The sequence below is a fragment of the Sporosarcina sp. FSL K6-3457 genome, from assembly GCF_038007285.1.
GTDB lineage: Bacteria > Bacillota > Bacilli > Bacillales_A > Planococcaceae > Sporosarcina.
In genome coordinates this window covers 99220-117494 of sequence record NZ_JBBOWX010000002.1, presented here as the reverse complement: position 1 = coordinate 117494, position 18275 = coordinate 99220, and the positions used below count along the sequence as shown (strand labels likewise).

Below are 18275 nucleotides of genomic sequence, written 5' to 3'. Positions count from 1 at the left end.
ATTCCTCCTGAATTTGGGTTGCCCGGCGATTATGCTCTACCGTGGCAGTTTTTATACTTCTTCCCGCTACCGCAAGTACATGGGTCATTTCGTCCGATGTTTACTGCACGACGCACTGGTTTCTTCGTTACTTTTTCGCCATCCTCTTTTGGATTGATGGCCTGTGCCTTGACAACCTCTTCACGCTCAAGATTATTGCGGATTTCTGCCTTCATGACATACTTGGACGCGTCCGCTTCAATGGACGCAAGCATCTCCTCAAACATCGCAAAGCCTTCCGATTGATATTCACGTAACGGATCTGTTTGACCATAAGCACGTAAATGAATCCCATGACGCAATTGGTCCATAGCATCGATGTGATCCGTCCACTTCGAATCGATAGCACGAAGCAAAACAACCTTTTCGAATTCACGCATGCGCTCTTCCGACATTTCTGCTTCTTTCTCATCGTAGCGCTCCGTAACTGCCTGTTGAATCAATGCCGTCAACTCTTCCGCCGACTTGCCACGCATATCAGCAATTGTCAAACGATCTTCTGGCAATAAGTTGGCCCCAAGGAAATCTTCAAGCCCTTTTAAATTCCAATCCTCTTGTTTTTCTTCTGTCGTATGAAGCGCAACCGATTGATCGACAATATTCGTCAACATATTTTCCAATACTTCACGGATATTCGCTGACTCCAACACTTCGTTACGTTCCTTATAGATGATTTCACGTTGTTGACGCAACACATCATCATACTGCAGCAAACGTTTCCGTGCATCGAAGTTATTACCCTCTACCCGTTTCTGGGCAGATTCAACCGAACGTGACACCATTTTTGACTGAATCGGCGTCGTATCATCCATCCCGAGTTTCGTCATCATTGACTTCATTTGATCCGAACCAAAACGGCGCATCAATTCATCCTCAAGTGATAAATAGAATTGCGTCACACCCGCATCACCTTGACGACCAGAACGACCACGAAGCTGATTATCAATACGGCGTGACTCATGTCGTTCCGTACCGAGAACGGCTAGACCGCCTAACTCTTGGACACCTTCACCCAATTTAATATCCGTACCACGTCCAGCCATATTCGTTGCAATCGTCACAGAGCCTTTTTGACCTGCCTCCAAAATAATTTCCGCTTCACGACCATGGTTTTTCGCGTTCAACACATTATGTTTCACACCATACTTCGTCAAATACTTCGAAATGATCTCAGATGTTTCAATCGCAACTGTACCAACTAAAACCGGCTGACCTTTCGCATTGCGTTCTTTAATATCCTCCGCAACAGCTTTGTATTTACCCTCCATTGTCGAATAAATCAAATCCGCACGGTCATCCCGGGCAATCGGACGATTTGTAGGAATCGCAATAACATTCATATTATAAATATTACGGAATTCCTCTTCCTCTGTTTTCGCCGTACCTGTCATACCTGACAGCTTTTCATACATTCGGAAGAAGTTCTGGAATGTAATTGTCGCAAGCGTCATTGTTTCATTTTGGACTTCAAGACCTTCCTTCGCCTCAATTGCTTGGTGTAAGCCGTCACTATACCGGCGGCCCTTCATCAAACGTCCTGTAAATGAATCGACAATGATAACTTCGCCTTCCTGCACAACATAATCGATATCATTATGCATACTCGCATGCGCCTTCAACGATTGATTGATGGCATGGTTTAGCGTAACATGCTGCAAATCGAATAAGTTGTCGATACTGAACGCGGCCTCTGCCTTCTCAATACCACTTTCCGTTAAGACAACACCTTTTGTCGACTCATCATATGAATAATCCTCTTCATTCTTGAGCGACCTCGTAAACATATTCGCCAAGCGATACAGCTCAGCCGCCTTCGCAGCCTGCCCAGAAATGATTAGCGGTGTACGCGCCTCGTCAATTAAAATCGAGTCAACCTCATCAATAACTGCGTAAAACAACGGACGTTGTACTTTATGCTCATTATAAAGCACCATATTATCACGTAAATAATCAAAACCAAGCTCGTTATTCGTGCTGTACGTAATATCCGCACTGTACGCTTCACGCTTCTCATCTTTCGATAAACTATTTAAGTTCAAACCAACTGTCATTCCTAAAAACTCATACAGCTGGCCCATTTCCATAGCATCACGACTAGCTAAGTATTCGTTGACCGTCACAACATGCGCACCTTTGCCAGCAAGCGCATTTAAGTAAATGGACAGTGTAGACGTCAACGTTTTCCCTTCACCCGTCTTCATCTCAGCAATATTACCTTCATGTAAAGCAGCCGCTCCAATAATTTGTACACGGAACGGATACATGCCTAACACACGACGAGACGCTTCACGAACAACTGCAAATGCCTCTACCTGAAGATCATCAAGTGTCTCGCCCTTTACAAAGCGCTCCTTGAACTCCTCTGTCTTCGCAGTCAATTGATCATCCGTTAGTTGCTCCATCTGCGTAGCAAGTTTTTCAACCTTATCCGCAATCTTGTCGAGACGTTTCAAATCCCGTTTATTCATATCAAACACTTTATTCAATACGCCAAGCATTCAGGTCACATCCTCATTAGGTTCACTCCCCATTTTAACATTGTAAAATGCTAGGTGCAAATGGTCTAGTCCAAACTGTTTAAGGAGATTTGCTTTTATAGGGTTGCATGCATCTTTTTTGTTGCGCGATAGATGGCTACATTGCGCGACGAGAGCACTTTATTGCGCGGGCGGACGGCTACGTGGCGCGACGAGAGCTCTTTTTTGCGCGGACAAACGACTACGTTGCGCGCAGGGAACTCTTTTTTGCGCGGGCGGACGGCTACGTGGCGCGCTGAGAGCTCTTTTTTGCGCGGGCGGATGGCTGCATTGCGCGCTGAGAGCTCTTTTTTGCGCGGGCGGATGGCTGCATTGCGCGCTGAGAGCTCTTTTTTGCGCGGACAAACGGCTACGTTGCGCGCTGGGAGCTCTTTATTGCGCGGACAGACGGCTACGTTGCGCGCAGGGAACTCTTTTTTGCGCGGGCGGACGGCTACGTGGCGCGCAGGGAACACTTTTTTGCGCGGACAGACGACTGCATTGCGCGACGAGAACACTTTATTGCTCGGACAGACGACTACGTTGCACGACGGGAACCATTTTTGCACGACAGCAAAAACCCCTAAGTAAACGTATTCACTTAAGGGCTCCACTTATTCAACTATTAATTTGTTTCGATTAAACCGTACCTACCATCTTTACGCTTATAAACAATATGCGTGCCGTCAGATTCTGCATCTGTAAAGATGAAGAAATTATGGCCCAGCATGTTCATTTGCAAAATAGCCTCTTCTTGATCCATTGGTTTCAAGTCAAATTGCTTTGTGCGAACGATTGGGAATTCGTTATCCTCATCGCTTGCCACTTCGCTATTTTTGTCGTCACTTTTACTAACAGATGCAAAAAATGCAGCAACGCCTTCGCGTTCGCGGAATTTGCGGTTCACTTTTGTTTTGTATTTACGAATTTGACGCTCGAGCTTATCAACGATTAAATCGATAGCTGCGTATAAATCGTTATGACGCTCTTCAGCACGAAGTGTCAAATTTTTCATCGGGATTGTGACTTCCACTTTTGTCTGTTTATCATTATACACTTTCAAATTGACATTTGCATTTGCGTTCGCGCCTTCAGCAAAATACCTTTCGAGTTTTTGAACTTTCTTCTCGACGTGTTCACGAATCGCCGGAGTCACCTCAATATTTTCACCGCGGATGTTGAAGTTTAACATATGAACTCCTCCTTTATTTGACCATATAGTACTATTCTACATCTTCCCTTTAAAGTCCTTCTAAAAACATTATTAATTTTAATTTTTTGTCGATTTATGACGAATCCGCATACAAACGCCTATCTAATCAAGTTTAACCTCTTCTACATTAATTTCCGAGCGCCTACGTAATTTGAGTTCCTCCACAATTACTTGCTCTAACATAGCATCTTCATCAAAATCATAACCATACATATATCCTCCACTATATGGCTTTCTCCAGACAATTACGCCAGAAACTTCAATCGGATCTTCTAGAAGCGTAAATTTGATACGCAATCGAACAGCTCCATGCTCACCGGAAATATTAAACTTCGTAAAAAGTTTTGCACCACCTGGACTAATATCAATCAGTTGACAGTCACCTGGTCTCGACTCTCGCCCAGGCCCATCATCGACAACAATCCGAAATTCTGCTTCAAGTGGCTTCCCAAAAGTGTACCTAAAATACTCATTGCGTTTATAAAGCATCCTTCACACCCCGTTCCATCGCACCGCGATCCGTTTCTTTTAGTATACCAGATGGCATTTTTTTCATCGAACTTCAGCAAGAAGCTTTGTCCGTCTCATCGTCCCATCTAACGTCGCTACGATTTGCTCGTTATCCGCAACAGTTGTATGAATTGTCGCATTGACTTCCTCAATGGAAGCACTGGATTCCGCCAACAAATCGGCAAACGCCCCCGTCATCTGTCCAATATCGGTCGTCTCCCTCGTAATCGATGCCATCTTGTCATCAAACATTCCAAATTTCTGATGAAGGTCACTCAATGTATTGTGCATCAGGTCAATTTTCAACTCAACATCTACCGTCAATCCAGCCTGTGTGACGAGCCTTCCTGTACTGCTCGTCAAATTATCACGCGACCGCTCATTCATGGCATTGACATCTGCCAAGTTACCATTAATTTCAGTTAGCGTAACAGCTGTCAACCCTGCCAGTTTCCGAATTTCATCGGCTACAACTGCAAAACCTTTGCCATTCTCTCCCGCCCTCGCCGCTTCAATAGATGCATTCAGTGCTAAAAGATTAGTCTGCTCTGTAATCGTAGCAATCGACTTGGCAAGAGTATTCGTCTTGTCGATATTTTCCGTTAGCGCATCAAACGATCCATTCAAATCATCCAATAATGATTGCACCTCTTTCATCCCACTACGTAAATTTTGCATCATATCGACGATTTCACCAGATTCTGAACGTAAGTGTGCGGTATCTGTATACATTGTCCGTGTCTCCCCATGCATCTCATTCACATCTTTTTGCGTCCGCTCCGTATTATCGGCAATTTTTGTGATTTGCGCCGTTTCCTGCTCGACCCCAGCTGCAACGCTATCCATAATATCCAGCAATTCTTTCTGCGCCACCAAATGACGCATGGCCGTTTCTCCAATTACAGTCAAATCTTCCGCGACCTGCTCTACATTCGCATTGAGTGTACGATGCTTCCCCGCTTCTTCAAGCGCATGGGCCGCCTGCTCCGCTGTGAATACATTCACTTGCTCCTCTAGCTTTTTCGTCTGCTTTATTTGGATGAAAAGCCCTACTGCCATCAAAATAAGAACGAGCACCAAGCTACCTTTACTATCTGCAATCTGCTCCTGATAAGGATAATTCATAACAAACACTCCCATAATGGCAAGCGACAGGACAAACCCATATGTCATAATCCGCATCGACAAATGCACACTCGCAATACCCGCGATGAAAAAGGCAATGCCCGCCGTCGCAATAGAAGGTTCTCCAACAACTCCATTCATGAGTGCCGCAAATGCCGTCAAACCAAGAACGATCCATGGAAACCAATTTTCTATCACAACAAACTTCTTGGAAAGTACGAAACACAGTACAGTGATGACCACGGGTATCGCCATACTCACCGTTTTTAATATCGCTTGACTTGTCGCAACATAAAAAATCAAACCAATAAAACTCGAACCACCAAGTGTTACGAATAATATGAAGTTCTTATTCGCAAATTCCTTTTGCCGCATTGTCTCCACATTCTCCATTGTTCGTTCCCCCTTGAAGATTTTATCTATATAGTTAATTGAATTGTACGACATCAGTTATTGTAAAAAAATCGTCCCGTAATCAGGACGATTCCGTATTAACTCTTTATCAGAAGTGCTTCTTCGTGCGTTTCATTAATATAAATCGAAATTTGTTGCTGCTCTGCCGTCAATTCAGTCAGCGTAGCATTCAACTCTTCAACAGCTGCTGTGCTTTGTTCCACAATCGCAGCGAATTCCATCGTACGTTCCCGAATGGATTCACTATCTTGCGTAATCTGTCCAAAGTCTTGGATAAACCTTGATAATTCCTGCTGCAAAGTCTTCATCGTGTCAAACAAATCCGTAAATGATGCACTCGATTCATCTGCTACTGTTGTTTGCATAACGACTTGCTGCAAGCCGTCATCAAGCTTTTTAACAGCAAGCTCGTTGTAACTATTCACTTCTAGCAAGTTACTATCAATTTTTTTCAACGTCTCATCCGTGAGGCCAGCTAATTTTCGAATTTCATCGGCAACAACCGCAAAGCCCTTACCATGTTCTCCTGCCCGTGCTGCTTCAATTGAGGCGTTCAGCGCCAGTAAATTCGTTTGATCCGTGATTTCTTTAATGGAACCTGCAAATGCATTCGTCTCATCAATCTTACCAGATAATACAGTAAATGTTTCGTGTAACTCGGTAAAAAATGTAGCAAATGTATCGATACTCTCTTTTAGCTTTGAAATATTCTCGGTACCATCACCCGCTTTGCGACCCGCTTCGTTAGTCTGGATAACAATTTGCCCAAGGCCTTCCGCAATGACTTGAACAGACCCATGCGTCCGCTCCGCATTTTCCGCAATATCTGCAATATGATCCGCCTGCTGCTGACTGCCTACGCTAACTTCATTTACTGCCGCCAGCATTTCCCGTTGCGATGTGGCAGATGTCTCCGTGTTCGAGCGAAGATGTCCAAGGTTAGCCGTGATTTTTTCAACAGCCTGATCCAACTTTTCTATTAGCGCCTCTTCTTCACGAACTTTAGACTCCGTCAGTTCGACAAGTTGTTCCACATGCGCGAACACCTGCCCATTTTGGCGAACAAGCAAGAATAGCAAAAGTCCCGACAATAGATACAAAATGACAAGATTTGCCCCACTTTTCTCAACAAGTTCCGGGGCTACAAATAGAACATTATTAGTAACGACCGCAATCGCACCTAGTACATAACCAAACACCATAATCCGCATCTGCCCATGAATCGAGGCGAGCACAATAATCAGTAGAGTGATACCAATTGTCCCTAGATTCGCCTCTGAGAACAAGACTACTCCCATCGCTATCAAAAAATTTAGGATAAGCAATAGATAAGGAAGCAACCTCGATAATACAGCTACTTTTACGCTCAAACTATACAACAGAACTGCCAATGCAAAAGGAATCGCAACGGGTAGTATAATAGCCAGCGGCGACTGCTGAACAAGCTGTGCCACTAACCCCAGACCAGCTGCCAGCGCAAACCCAATCATCATAATTTGATTCTTTCGCAACCAATCCTCTCGCTTCAATTGATCGATATTCATATTTATTCTCTCCTTAGACAACAATAATTCTCTTACATACTATCTGTTTACATATGTAAAACGTATCATTAATGAATGGTCATTCATATGGGTTGAATTAACCAATTATTCCTTATATTTTTGACTACCGTAAAAATGTAAAAAACCTTGACAGAGAAAAATTCTCCATCAAGGTCTTGTTATTGCTTTGTATCGTAAAACGTACCATCACGCGCTACATTACTGTAGGGATTAATATAATTTTTCATATGATCTTTTTTCGATTGACTTTCGGAAATATCTCCACGAATTTGCTTGGTAAACAAGGCAAGCTTCAGCTGAACATCCTGTTCCATTGCAACAAGTTCTTTACCGAAAGCTTCTTCTTCAGTCGTGAATGGTGCTGCTATATGTGATTGAAGCTTATCCCGACTATCCAAGAAACCTTCAATACTTAAAATCATGTCATCGCGCTGTTCTTCTGAAAACTCACCCGTCGTCAATGCCAGCAATTTTTCCGTCACATCACGCCAAGCAATCATCGCGGGCCGAATCATATCTCATCCACATTCGCATACTGCTTCTGCCGGTTAATCTGAATAACCTGCTTCCAAGTATCGCGAAACTCCATAATGATAGCCGATGCTTCATCGAATAGAGCACTATCGTTTTTGATATTGCCGTCAACTAGGCGGCTGTTGGCAAATTCGTACAAGACGAGCATGTTTTTAGCAACCGGATAGGATTTATCGAGTGTTAACATTAGCTCAGAAATGATTGCCTGTGCTTTTTTTATGGATATATTCTTTCCTTCCATATTACCATCTTGCAGTTCTCTTTTTGCCTGTTCAATAAATTTCAAACAGCCATTGTACAACATGAGAGTCAGTTCACCTGGCGTCGAAGTATTGACAGAGTTATTTTGGTACTTTGCATATGGATTGTTCATAGCCATTTAATGTCTATCTCCTTTTATACTATACTCACTAGTATTAAAAACCACCAAGTGTATTTTGAAGTTGTGCAGACTGTGCGTTTGCACGATTAATCGCCATTTCCATGGCAGTAAATTGCTTCCATAGTCGATCTTCAACCGTTTTCATGCGTTTTTCGAAACGTTCAATTTGCTCATTCATACTCTTCATCGTATCACCTAGGATAAATGTATCATTACCCGCTCCAACGCTACCAGCTAATTTACCAATTGCTGTCTGTCCTTCATCAATAGCCTTACGGACTGTTGTCGCAAGCCCCGTGTCTGCTTTTGTGAACAGTTCGGATACTTTGCTCGGATTTTCTGCAATCACTTCACGTAGTTTTGATTCATCAATTATCAATTTTCCATTATCTCTGTAATTGTCAGACGTAGTAATGCCAAGATCACTTAGACGTATTTTTTCGCCGTCTGAACCTATGACATTGTCATTCAACGCATGGCGCATTTTTGTCAACATATTTGAAATTGTTGGATCGTTGCGAAGTGTTCCACTTAATGCTTTTTCTTCCCACAGCTTAATTTCATTTTCCTTCATGTCTTTCTTTTGTTCGGCAGTAAGTGGTGGATAATCACGGTATTTAGGTTCGCGAATCTTCGCATTCAATTCCTCAATCATTTTATTATAATCATTGACGAATCCAATGACAGCATCAGCTACTGTATCCGTATCTGAAGTTGAGCTGAATGTTGTATTTCCCGTTACTTGTTTTAGGTTCACTTCAAAACCATTGATTGTGAAAGAGTTAGACGAACGCTCAGTTACTAGTCCATCAAAAGTGAATTGCGCATTTAGACCAGCTGTTTCATCTGCACTGGATGCATCTAATTTTAATTTCGCCCCAAGATCCCCCGCTACAGTAATATCTCCTTTACCGCTATTTTTAGCAGTCATTGCAATTTTCCCCGTATGCGAATCAAAAAATGCATTTACTCCACTATCTTTATTAATCTTAGCTAAAACAGATTCAATTGTCTCATCTGCATTGAACGTTTGATCGAATACTATCGGTGTAGCGCCATCTTTTCCAGGTGCAGTAATTGTAATTTTCATATCCGGAGAACTTAGACCAAGTTCTGATAATGTCTTACCTTTTACTTGCGCTTCCGTAAGTTTAACACCGCCAGATTGTAACTCTCCACCCTGAACAGTTGCTTTCGTCGCTAACCGCTCAATCGAAATTGTTCCTGTAAAATCAGCTATTGAATTTGTACTTTTGATATCAACCGCATTTGGATTGGAGTTTATCACATTTTTCGCCATAAACGTCTTTTCAAGTAGCAATGTATCCGCTATTTTATCACTCGCTGCTTTCAATTCACGGTTCACACCGCGGTAAGCATCCAATTGTAGTTCTAAATAAGACTTCTTTTGTGTCACTTTTTCAAGTGGTATCCGATTTGCCTTCATCATATCTTTAATAATCGAATCTATATCCATTCCTGACGCTAATCCACCGATTCTCATAATCCATCACACCTTCTACTTATATTTTTCGATCTACCAACAAACCTACAAACTCACGCATCGCCGCATGGATGTCCATCAGTTTTTTTGATGGAATTTCTCGAACGACCTCATCCGTGTTCGAATCGACAATCGTTACATAATACTCATTGAGTTTGTCATGAAACTTAAAACGTAGTTGCGTATTGGCACTTCCTAAAAACGTATTCATACTTTCCGTGAGTTGCTTCGCCTTATCTGCCGGCAGTTGCTGCTGTTGTTCTTGTTCAGCTTGTGGCTTTGCTTTTTCTGCAACTGCTTGTACTGGAGCTACCGTAACTTCCTTGTTCGGCGCGGCTTTTTCCACTGTAACGCTTGTTTGATGCGTTGTAGTTCCACCATCCATACGACTTACCATTCCTCAAACCTCCCTGTTCTTGAGCACTTCCATTATGAATTATATCGGCAAGCCTAAAAGGATGTTGAGCAAATTGGGAATAAAAAGTATTGATACGCTTCTGACATCCAGTACTTTTCTTAGCTTTAAACAGCCTCATTCACAAACAGCGGCATATCCAACAGGTTTTTTCATGAGTACATGTGGGTACTTCAATATATAGTAACTATTCTCGCTATTTAACTTTATCTAAACAAATGAATGGATCTACCGAAATTTAGATAGTCAGTCTAATTTAGAAAGAAGGCGAAGATACGATATGTTCAAATCTATTAAAACGAAAATTATAATGACTGTCATGGTACTATTCCTAATTGGCGTCTCTGTTATGACTGCGATTAGTAGCACACAAGTAAAAAGAAATACGGAGAGTAGCGTTTTTGACTCGAGCGGTGCACTTGTCAACGAAATGAGTTATGCCATCGAGAACTTTCTCGGTCAATATGAAAAAGGTCTTATCCAACTCTCTACCTCAGCCACAGTCGTTGAATTTGATAATATGAAGATTGAGACGGGACATGATCCGCTTCAAGCGCTAAATAAAACGCTTCAAAACTTCCTTGATCCTTACACAGACGCATCAGGGGTCTATTTTTCATTGCCAACCAAACAAACTATTATTATGCCTTATGCAGACCTTGGAGCAGATTTCGATCCAACAACACGTAGTTGGTATACGTTAGCAGTTGCAGCTCCCGACGTTGTTCAATGGACAAGCCCTTATATTGACCAAGCATCTGGTGAATTTGTTATCAGTGCCTCAAAAGCTGTACAAGCAAACGGCAAGATCATCGGCGTTGTCGGTCTAGACGTTCAACTCGCCGCATTATCCGATAAAATTATTGCGAGTGAAATTGGCTATGACGGCTACCCCGCAGTATTCGATTTAGAAGGAACAGCCATTGTTCATCCTACATTGGGGGGGGAAAACCTCATGGATCTTCCATTCATCGCTGAAATGTATAAAGGAGCCGAACATGATACAATTCATTATGTCTATGAAGGTGTGCCTAAAGCACTCATTTACTCAACTATTCCGGAATTTGGATGGAAAGTATTAGCCGTCTATGATGAGAAAAATATTGCCGCAATGGCAAACGACTTACGCATCTCGATGATAACCGTCGCACTTATCACATTACTCGTTATTTTTGCAGCATTATACATCCTGATCAGTCGGACTATCAAACCACTTGGACAAGTTAACACACTCATGGACTCTGTCTCTCAAGGTGATTTGACTGTTCGCTCCGATATCAAAACGAATGACGAAATTGGAGATCTTGGCCGTAACTTCAACACAATGATTGACAATATGAATGCCATCATTACTGTCGTCAATGACTCCGCCTCGAATGTTCGCGCCAGCTCAGAAAGCCTAAGCGCAGTTGCAGAAGAAACAAATGCCTCAAGTGAAGAGGTTGCACATGCCGTCACTGAAATTGCACATGGTGCTTCGAAATCGGCTGAAGATGCGGAAATCGTTACAGAACGAGCAGATTTACTTGGTCAACAAATTAACGAAATTACGACAAAAGCAGGTGTCATGTCTGACATCGCAACTAAGGCAGGCGACATGAATGCCAATGGACAAGGGCAAATGCAGCAGTTGAAACAATCCTTTGGTGATTGGGAGACCAATTTACAATCCATGTCTGAAGTCATTGGCACACTAGAAATGAAAGTGAAAGCAATCGGTGGTGTGATGGAAACCATAACGGAAATTTCATCACAAACTAATTTACTAGCACTAAACGCTAGCATTGAAGCTGCCCGTGCTGGAGAACACGGTAAAGGATTCGCCGTCGTTGCTGATGAAGTACGTAAACTTGCCGAGCAATCGGCTCGCTCGACGGAAGAAGTAAAAGTGACCGTCTTGGAACTGCAAGAGGAATCTCGACTAGTCACGCAACAAATGAACGACACGCGCGAAAACTTCCACCGTCAAGGAACTGTCGTCAACGACACTGAAATCACTTTCGGTGAAATCTCCACATTGATGGCCGACATGCAAGATTCAATCGACGCCGTCTATGAAGAAATTCAAAAAGTTGCCACTCACAAAGATGATGTTGCTGAAACCATTCAAACAATGGCGGCCACTTCCCAGGAAACAGCAGCTGCTTGCGAGGAGGTCAGTGCCTTAACCGACGAACAATTACGTGCCATCCAGTCTGTAACAGATGCAGCCGAAACGTTGACTGAGTTGAGTGAGGAATTGAGCTTGGCGGTTAATCGATTTAAAGTTTAACAATAAAAAAACGTGTTCAGGAAAATTAATTGCCCTGAACACGTTTTTAGCTTCTATCAAGAATTGGCTCAATACCTAAACTTAGCAATCAACACTTTCAAATCTTCCGCCATTAAGGACAGTGATTCCGCCGATGTACTAATCTCATCCATTGAAGCTAATTGTTCCTCTGAAGAGACCGCAACTTGCTGGGATACTGCTACATTTTCTAGTGCACTACGCGCTATGTTATTCGTAGTTGTAATCACTTTCTGACTGTAGCTGACACTTCGCTTGCAATATAAACACATTTGCTGTATTGAGTTAAACTTTTCCCAATTCATCTACAAAAGCAGGTTTTCTTCTATATAACTCCCTCAGCTCATTGACAATTTCTTGCTGCAGCTGTTGTCCAACCGCACTTCCATAGCGTCGAATCTTTTGGCACACATCCTGATAACCTTTGCGATTCGATGCATGATTAGCCGCCGCTTTAATATGCTCCTTATAAATCTGCTGGATGTCCTCTTGATAGACCTCCACCAAATCATTCGCATATTGTTCAATACAATCTGGATAGCCCCGCACAAACTCCATTAATGCATCTAAATCCTTTTCTTCCTCAATCAGACGTTGAAACAGCCTTTTCGTTTGCCACGCCGGATGCTTTTGTAGCTCTTGCTTTAACTGCACATAAAATTGTTCTGGGTCCTTGGCGAGCGCCTTCAATTCATGATAAAAATCAAAATCACCATTCATAAAAAGGTCTTTTGCTAATAACTTTTGTTCCCTTGTTAGCGATAGTGCTTTGTAGGCCGCATATCTAAAGTTCTTCCACTTCGACACTAATCCCGCATATTCCTTGTCAGATTGTTCTCCATCTGCCGCTAATTCGATGACCCGATTGTAATTTTTCTCTACTATGCATCGTTGAATCAGTTGTTCCCTAAATGGCGAATAATGCAGACGTGCCTGTATAAATTGGTCCGCTTCCTCTGCCGTACCGTATTGGTCAATCATTTCAAATAACAGTTGATTTAAGGCTTCATTGTGATAACGTTGGGATGTATTTTCATCAATCATCGACTCAATTTTTCGGCTTAGTACTTCCCTGTACTCTTTGCTATCCGCTAAATGTGTACAGATTCCTAATAACGTAATCTGATATTCTTCCCATTCTTCAAACATCGGATGCTCGCTTTGTTTAAGAAGCTTTTCAAACAGTTCTTGCCTCTGCTCAGATTCCGAATCAATCGCATCAACGACCGTCAATTCTATCACTTCTAGTGCATCCTCTACCAACATGCCGATATCACCATTGGAATCATCCGTATATTGAAATGCTTCAATTGCTTCCTCTAACATTACAAAAGAAAGCTCAAGTGCTACTATTGCATCCGTACAGTCCTCAATTTGCACGAAGCATTCATCCAATTCTCTTACAAAATGACCAATGTCCCGGTAAGCAATATAACCTTCTCTTCCCTTATGTTTACTCACAATCGAACGCACCAAGACTTTGAAACTTTCCAACTCTTGTCCTGTCATCTCTTTCGAATACTGAAGTAGTAAACGACTTTTCAGGATCGTATCTTTGCTAGCTACATCGGTAATAATGCTAATTAGTTGGTCTTTTGATAAAGCGTTGAGGGCTTCTGACAGGCTTTGTTGTTGTTTCATGGTGATAGATTCTCCTTTCTTAATCTGCTACCTCTTGATTCAAACCCCTTCCACAAGTTTGATGTTAGTATGAATAGTTTAATCTTTTGATTGTCCAACTCAAGAACATAGTCTCAAGTGATCTCCTTTTAAACGATGACATAAGGTCACCATACTACAATTTCTTCAATCTCCGATTCACAAAGTTCCTCTCAAATTCTCTATACCACTGCATCTTCGCCCACTCTTTCATCGACTCATGCTCGAGGTCCGATGGGTCACTCATCACAGTCAAAAATTCGCTAAATCCTGATTCACCACCACAATCTTCGGGCGGCGCTGTTCCTTCGCCTTCTAAGCAAGCAGGGGATTGGATATTTTGTTTCGTCAAAATCTCCTCAACAACAATGTCATGTCGCCAATAGTCTCCAAAATCATAAATATATTTTATAAACGTATGTGGCGGTATGAAGTCCGATAACAACAGCCCTTCTTCCAACACCATTTCAACATCATTTCCATACTCGAAAGCCTCTTCATCCATGACAATATTCAACTTAGGCTTGCGAGGTTTGTCTGTATTTGTTTCATCGTACAAATAAAATTCATGCAGATGATAATCTTGCCAATCAAACACGATTTGCAACACTTCATGAAATTCCCGAACCGGCATATCAAGCGGTATGATAAGTTTTCTCCAAATAGAATGCTCCATCAATTCCATCGACACACGCATAACAGCTACATCCGTATCAAAAATGTTCCCACCCGTAAATGCCGCTAAATCCTTGAACAGTTCCTCATACGGGTAAATCGACGGCACTTTCCCACCTCCGACCAACAAACGGCTCGCATTCTTACTCACGTCCTTATTGACAACATCCGCCAAATCGAGTTCAGCAGCATACAACCAAACAGAATCACACGCCTGGTTCAATCTCGCTACCATTGAACGATTCTTCGTCTTAGAAAACGATACCGCCCCCGCAGCCTTCATATACTGCTCAATGACTTCCTCACTGATTCGCTCTGCTCTAAACACTTGCCGAATTGCTTGTTCAACGATGACATCAAACTGCTTGAAATCCTTCGCCTTCAGTCCATGGAGCACGATGACATAGCGATTTTGGTCATTCATCAGGACTACCGTTTTTCGACGGTTGATCATTAACATATTTGCATGCCACGAGAAAAGTGAATTTTCTTCTTCGATTGCATCGGTTGTAGGCGTAAAGGCCAGCTCGTCTAGTAGTTTTTTTGTTGAATGGATTCGCATGTTTTTTTGTCTCCTTTCTTTATTCTCCCGACAAGGATTAATGATCATTTGTTAAATTGTATTTTTTCATTAATAATTTTGCTTCTTCAATGCCTAACTTTGTTAAAAAGACCGATTTAGAGCGATTGCTTCCTCGTACGCAATCTTCGGCAATGAGTTCATCTAATGTATTAAAAGAATAACCTTTCCAACTTCTCCTCATGCCTTCTGGTATTTCCTCCTCTTCCCATGAAGTCATATATAGCAACAATAATGTAAGTTCCTTAATCTGCTTTTCCATGCTTCAAACTCCTTCCGAAATCTTATAGATAGTTTATTGGAATTATGGGGCGGTGAGGTTAAATCAATTCTAGAACAATGGCAACTACTCTTTCTAATACTGGTGGATTTTACGCTTACAAAAAACCAACCTCTCTATCGAGACATAGACTCGGTGGCTGGGCTGGGTTAGGAAATAGTTTAATCGCTGATTTTGTATAGAACTGTATGATTCTTGTCATGGTGAGTATTCCGGACGGAATGAGCCAGCAGTGCGGGAAAGGGAGTCAGCAATGATTACCGCCACGGGAATATAGCACTGCTGCCATAGTTCTACCATTGAATGCCATGAAACTTACCATGCTATGCCAATATGTCCAGACGGATACCAACTGGGGGAGAAGGTGCAGTGTCAGTACGACCTTAAACCGGTATGTGCTAGAAAATAATTGACACGGAGCCTCTACGGGCACGAGTCCCCAGACAGGAAACCAGCAACACATGCTGACTTGACCCACGAAGGCTATCTCCCCCAACTCTCCCTGTAAAATTGTCACTTGAGGAATTGGTAGCCCTTTCTCAGTAGCAGTCTATTTATAGTGGCTCTCCATTCTACAAAGCCTGGCTCTTTTCTCCGCAAAAATGACTCAATTCAACAACTGCAATATTTACAGCCCCTCTTTTACTCCACTTGTCTTTATATATAAATCTCCTTTTTTCTGTTTTAAACGTTTTTTCAATTTTTGAATTTTCGTTGAACGTAATGCTAGTGTTCTAATCTTTGAAGCAATAATCCAAGCACTAACTGATTGATATTCTATTAATTGTTTTGAAAAATGCTCAATTGTAGCTTCAATCTGCTCAACTGCTATTTCAATGTTCGACCCTTTTAGTTCAATAAAGTGACAGGCTGTTCGTTCATCAATATGCAACATAAAGTCACATTTTCTTCCTTCTTTTATTAAGCAGCCATCCACCCGATATAAAGAAACTGTTTTTTGTGATGGATTACTCAAATGAATCGAACTTCTACCTTCCTGTACTACAATTTGTTTTCGCTTATCATTAAACTCTAAACATGCGGCATCAAAAACTGTACTCATAGCGACACCTCAATATCCGTTAGCTTATCAAATAACTCATTTATTTCATTGGAAATATTGTCTATTACTTCTGCTTGTATAAGCTGCAACTCAGCATCAATTATATCGCGAGACAGAAACTTCTTCTCCCCACGCTCAACATAATAAGCGCCAACTTTCTTTCGGATACGTAGTGGTTTAGAAATAAGATTTTCGTCAACTTTATCGAGTTTATCAGATAGCTGTCCAGCGTATATATAAGTATTTAACGAACTCAAAATATAAGGACTATGCGATGTGATGATAACTTCACTATCAGAAGTATTAACAAGCAGCACTATCAAAGCAACAATATGATGCTGTGCAGATGGAAATAAATGCGCCTCCGGTTCTTCAATAACCATAAAGACATTCCTTTTTTCCAAAATAATTGAAAAAATAAGCAAAGCTATCCAAACTACTTCCTGCTGACCAGAGGATGAAAAATTTAATTTAATAAATTCATGTTCATTAAAGTAAATTCGTTCACCATCAGTCTGATAAATATATTTACCTTTTATTATCTTTTCAATAATCTCCGCCGCAAGCATAACATTCGGCATGTCAATTTCCTGGTTCGTTAGGTTTTTCTTGTCTTCAATTACATCTTCGAGTGACCTTGAAAAGGTTTTTCTAAGTGATAAGATTCGTTCGATGAACTGCTTCATAATGTCATCTACATCCCCCGGCTGCATAAGCTGGAGCTGATCCGTCAATGTTGAAACAAGACTACGACCAGCAGGTATGAAAATCGGTGTTAACGTTTCCTCGAACGAATCATAAATTTGGTTTCTCAGAAGAGTATATTTCTTCTTCGCATGTACATTACTTAGCGTCGTATCCCATACATTACTTTCTTTCTCCGTATATTCTTTAATTTCTTCCATTTGTTCTGCTGCTTTATAAATAGGCTTTTTTAATCTTTGACTGAATGTAATTTGCAAAAATCCATCTTTAGGATAAAGCTTTACATATTTTTTTTCGTTATATATATAAGTGATCTCGAAAGGACGCATATGCTTGGTTGTTCCAAAATATCCTATAAATTTTTGAATAAGTACCTTATTAAACTTATATAGAACTTCATCTTCTTTTACAGATTCCTCAAGTAAAAATTCATACAGTGCTTCAGGAATAGAACGAAAAAAGAAAATCAATTTACTTACCGTACTTTTTCCACTTGCCTGCGGACCAACGAACACATTAATTGGTTCAATATCAATAGTCATTGAATCAATCGGACCAAAATTCTTAATTGAAATCCTTTGCATCTTAATATAATCCCCTTTTACTAGAATAATGGATTTTCCTATTCTTTAAAATAAGGCAACTGTCATCCACAAAGATCTACTTGGCTTTAATAATGACATATAGTAGGTTAAAACTAACTTCAGATACACAAATTTTCCTTATTCGATCAATAGATTACTTGACTTTTTGTTGTAGGTTCTAGTTAAAGTAAATTATAGCATAACCAATATTGAAATAATTGT

17 protein-coding genes are annotated in these 18275 nt (G+C 41.3%); 1 reads left to right on the top strand and 16 read right to left on the bottom strand.

Annotated elements, in window-relative coordinates; genetic code table 11:
* Window positions 1-29 precede the first annotated feature (29 nt).
* The 10 genes from secA to flaG form a co-directional block, all read right to left on the bottom strand.
* On the bottom strand, window positions 30-2537 hold the full coding sequence (gene secA / locus N1I80_RS22580; RefSeq protein ID WP_340740228.1) for a preprotein translocase subunit SecA: 2508 nt from the start codon (window positions 2535-2537) through the stop codon (window positions 30-32).
* 95 nt (window positions 2538-2632) lie between these two features.
* A complete protein-coding gene (locus tag N1I80_RS22575; RefSeq protein ID WP_340740227.1) occupies window positions 2633-3124 on the bottom strand; it encodes a hypothetical protein in 492 nt (163 codons plus the stop codon).
* Between the two features lie 56 nt (window positions 3125-3180).
* Window positions 3181-3747: a ribosome hibernation-promoting factor, HPF/YfiA family gene (hpf, locus tag N1I80_RS22570; RefSeq protein WP_340740226.1), complete on the bottom strand. Its 567-nt coding sequence runs from the start codon at window positions 3745-3747 to the stop codon at window positions 3181-3183.
* Window positions 3748-3870: 123 nt separating this feature from the next.
* Complete coding sequence (locus tag N1I80_RS22565) at window positions 3871-4257, bottom strand: PilZ domain-containing protein (RefSeq protein WP_340740225.1); 387 nt, start codon at window positions 4255-4257, stop codon at window positions 3871-3873.
* A 63-nt stretch (window positions 4258-4320) separates the two neighbouring features.
* On the bottom strand, window positions 4321-5796 hold the full coding sequence (locus N1I80_RS22560; protein ID WP_340740224.1) for a methyl-accepting chemotaxis protein: 1476 nt from the start codon (window positions 5794-5796) through the stop codon (window positions 4321-4323).
* 98 nt (window positions 5797-5894) lie between these two features.
* On the bottom strand, window positions 5895-7361 hold the full coding sequence (locus N1I80_RS22555) for a methyl-accepting chemotaxis protein (protein ID WP_340740223.1): 1467 nt from the start codon (window positions 7359-7361) through the stop codon (window positions 5895-5897).
* A gap of 179 nt (window positions 7362-7540) precedes the next feature.
* Window positions 7541-7897, bottom strand: coding sequence for a hypothetical protein (locus N1I80_RS22550; protein WP_340740222.1), 357 nt, complete (start codon window positions 7895-7897; stop codon window positions 7541-7543).
* Window positions 7894-8295 carry a flagellar export chaperone FliS gene (fliS, locus tag N1I80_RS22545; RefSeq protein WP_340740221.1) on the bottom strand — a complete coding sequence of 134 codons (402 nt, stop codon included), beginning with the start codon at window positions 8293-8295 and terminating at the stop codon, window positions 7894-7896. Before fliS ends, N1I80_RS22550 begins: the two co-directional genes overlap by 4 nt.
* Before the next feature lie 37 nt (window positions 8296-8332).
* The gene (gene fliD, locus N1I80_RS22540) at window positions 8333-9802 is read right to left on the bottom strand and encodes a flagellar filament capping protein FliD (protein ID WP_340740220.1); all 1470 of its coding nucleotides are present in this window, start codon (window positions 9800-9802) and stop codon (window positions 8333-8335) included.
* A 19-nt stretch (window positions 9803-9821) separates the two neighbouring features.
* On the bottom strand, window positions 9822-10199 hold the full coding sequence (gene flaG, locus N1I80_RS22535) for a flagellar protein FlaG (protein ID WP_340740219.1): 378 nt from the start codon (window positions 10197-10199) through the stop codon (window positions 9822-9824).
* A gap of 298 nt (window positions 10200-10497) precedes the next feature.
* On the opposite strand from flaG, the gene N1I80_RS22530 reads away from it, so the two are divergent.
* Window positions 10498-12489 (top strand): methyl-accepting chemotaxis protein, encoded by a 1992-nt coding sequence (locus tag N1I80_RS22530; RefSeq protein WP_340740218.1) that lies wholly within the window; start codon window positions 10498-10500, stop codon window positions 12487-12489.
* A gap of 68 nt (window positions 12490-12557) precedes the next feature.
* Here the strand turns inward: N1I80_RS22530 and N1I80_RS22525 are convergent, their stop codons facing one another.
* The 6 genes from N1I80_RS22525 to N1I80_RS22500 all read right to left on the bottom strand — a co-directional run bounded on the left by N1I80_RS22525 (window position 12558) and on the right by N1I80_RS22500 (window position 18053).
* Window positions 12558-12737: a hypothetical protein gene (locus tag N1I80_RS22525; protein ID WP_340740217.1), complete on the bottom strand. Its 180-nt coding sequence runs from the start codon at window positions 12735-12737 to the stop codon at window positions 12558-12560.
* Window positions 12738-12792: 55 nt separating this feature from the next.
* Entirely contained in the window at window positions 12793-14148 is a 1356-nt protein-coding gene (locus N1I80_RS22520) for a hypothetical protein (RefSeq protein ID WP_340740216.1), read from the bottom strand.
* 154 nt (window positions 14149-14302) lie between these two features.
* The gene (locus N1I80_RS22515; protein WP_340740215.1) at window positions 14303-15403 is read right to left on the bottom strand and encodes a plasmid pRiA4b ORF-3 family protein; all 1101 of its coding nucleotides are present in this window, start codon (window positions 15401-15403) and stop codon (window positions 14303-14305) included.
* Window positions 15404-15440: 37 nt separating this feature from the next.
* The gene (locus N1I80_RS22510) at window positions 15441-15683 is read right to left on the bottom strand and encodes a DUF6429 family protein (protein ID WP_340740214.1); all 243 of its coding nucleotides are present in this window, start codon (window positions 15681-15683) and stop codon (window positions 15441-15443) included.
* A 646-nt stretch (window positions 15684-16329) separates the two neighbouring features.
* Window positions 16330-16764 (bottom strand): hypothetical protein, encoded by a 435-nt coding sequence (locus tag N1I80_RS22505; protein ID WP_340740213.1) that lies wholly within the window; start codon window positions 16762-16764, stop codon window positions 16330-16332.
* The gene (locus tag N1I80_RS22500) at window positions 16761-18053 is read right to left on the bottom strand and encodes an AAA family ATPase (protein WP_340740212.1); all 1293 of its coding nucleotides are present in this window, start codon (window positions 18051-18053) and stop codon (window positions 16761-16763) included. The genes N1I80_RS22505 and N1I80_RS22500 overlap by 4 nt, the downstream gene beginning before the upstream one ends.
* Window positions 18054-18275: the final 222 nt, after the last annotated feature.

Bases quoted from the DNA above. Each gene is read 5' to 3' on its own strand.
- secA (WP_340740228.1), bottom strand. From the start codon at position 2,537: ATGCTTGGCGTATTGAATAAAGTGTTTGATATGAATAAACGGGATTTG.
- hpf (WP_340740226.1), bottom strand. From the start codon at position 3,747: ATGTTAAACTTCAACATCCGCGGTGAAAATATTGAGGTGACTCCGGCG.
- N1I80_RS22565 (WP_340740225.1), bottom strand. From the start codon at position 4,257: ATGCTTTATAAACGCAATGAGTATTTTAGGTACACTTTTGGGAAGCCA.
- N1I80_RS22560 (WP_340740224.1), bottom strand. From the start codon at position 5,796: ATGGAGAATGTGGAGACAATGCGGCAAAAGGAATTTGCGAATAAGAAC.
- N1I80_RS22555 (WP_340740223.1), bottom strand. From the start codon at position 7,361: ATGAATATCGATCAATTGAAGCGAGAGGATTGGTTGCGAAAGAATCAA.
- N1I80_RS22550 (WP_340740222.1), bottom strand. From the start codon at position 7,897: ATGATTCGGCCCGCGATGATTGCTTGGCGTGATGTGACGGAAAAATTG.
- fliS (WP_340740221.1), bottom strand. From the start codon at position 8,295: ATGGCTATGAACAATCCATATGCAAAGTACCAAAATAACTCTGTCAAT.
- fliD (WP_340740220.1), bottom strand. From the start codon at position 9,802: ATGAGAATCGGTGGATTAGCGTCAGGAATGGATATAGATTCGATTATT.
- flaG (WP_340740219.1), bottom strand. From the start codon at position 10,199: ATGGTAAGTCGTATGGATGGTGGAACTACAACGCATCAAACAAGCGTT.
- N1I80_RS22530 (WP_340740218.1), top strand. From the start codon at position 10,498: ATGTTCAAATCTATTAAAACGAAAATTATAATGACTGTCATGGTACTA.
- N1I80_RS22520 (WP_340740216.1), bottom strand. From the start codon at position 14,148: ATGAAACAACAACAAAGCCTGTCAGAAGCCCTCAACGCTTTATCAAAA.
- N1I80_RS22515 (WP_340740215.1), bottom strand. From the start codon at position 15,403: ATGCGAATCCATTCAACAAAAAAACTACTAGACGAGCTGGCCTTTACG.
- N1I80_RS22510 (WP_340740214.1), bottom strand. From the start codon at position 15,683: ATGGAAAAGCAGATTAAGGAACTTACATTATTGTTGCTATATATGACT.
- N1I80_RS22505 (WP_340740213.1), bottom strand. From the start codon at position 16,764: ATGAGTACAGTTTTTGATGCCGCATGTTTAGAGTTTAATGATAAGCGA.
- N1I80_RS22500 (WP_340740212.1), bottom strand. From the start codon at position 18,053: ATGCAAAGGATTTCAATTAAGAATTTTGGTCCGATTGATTCAATGACT.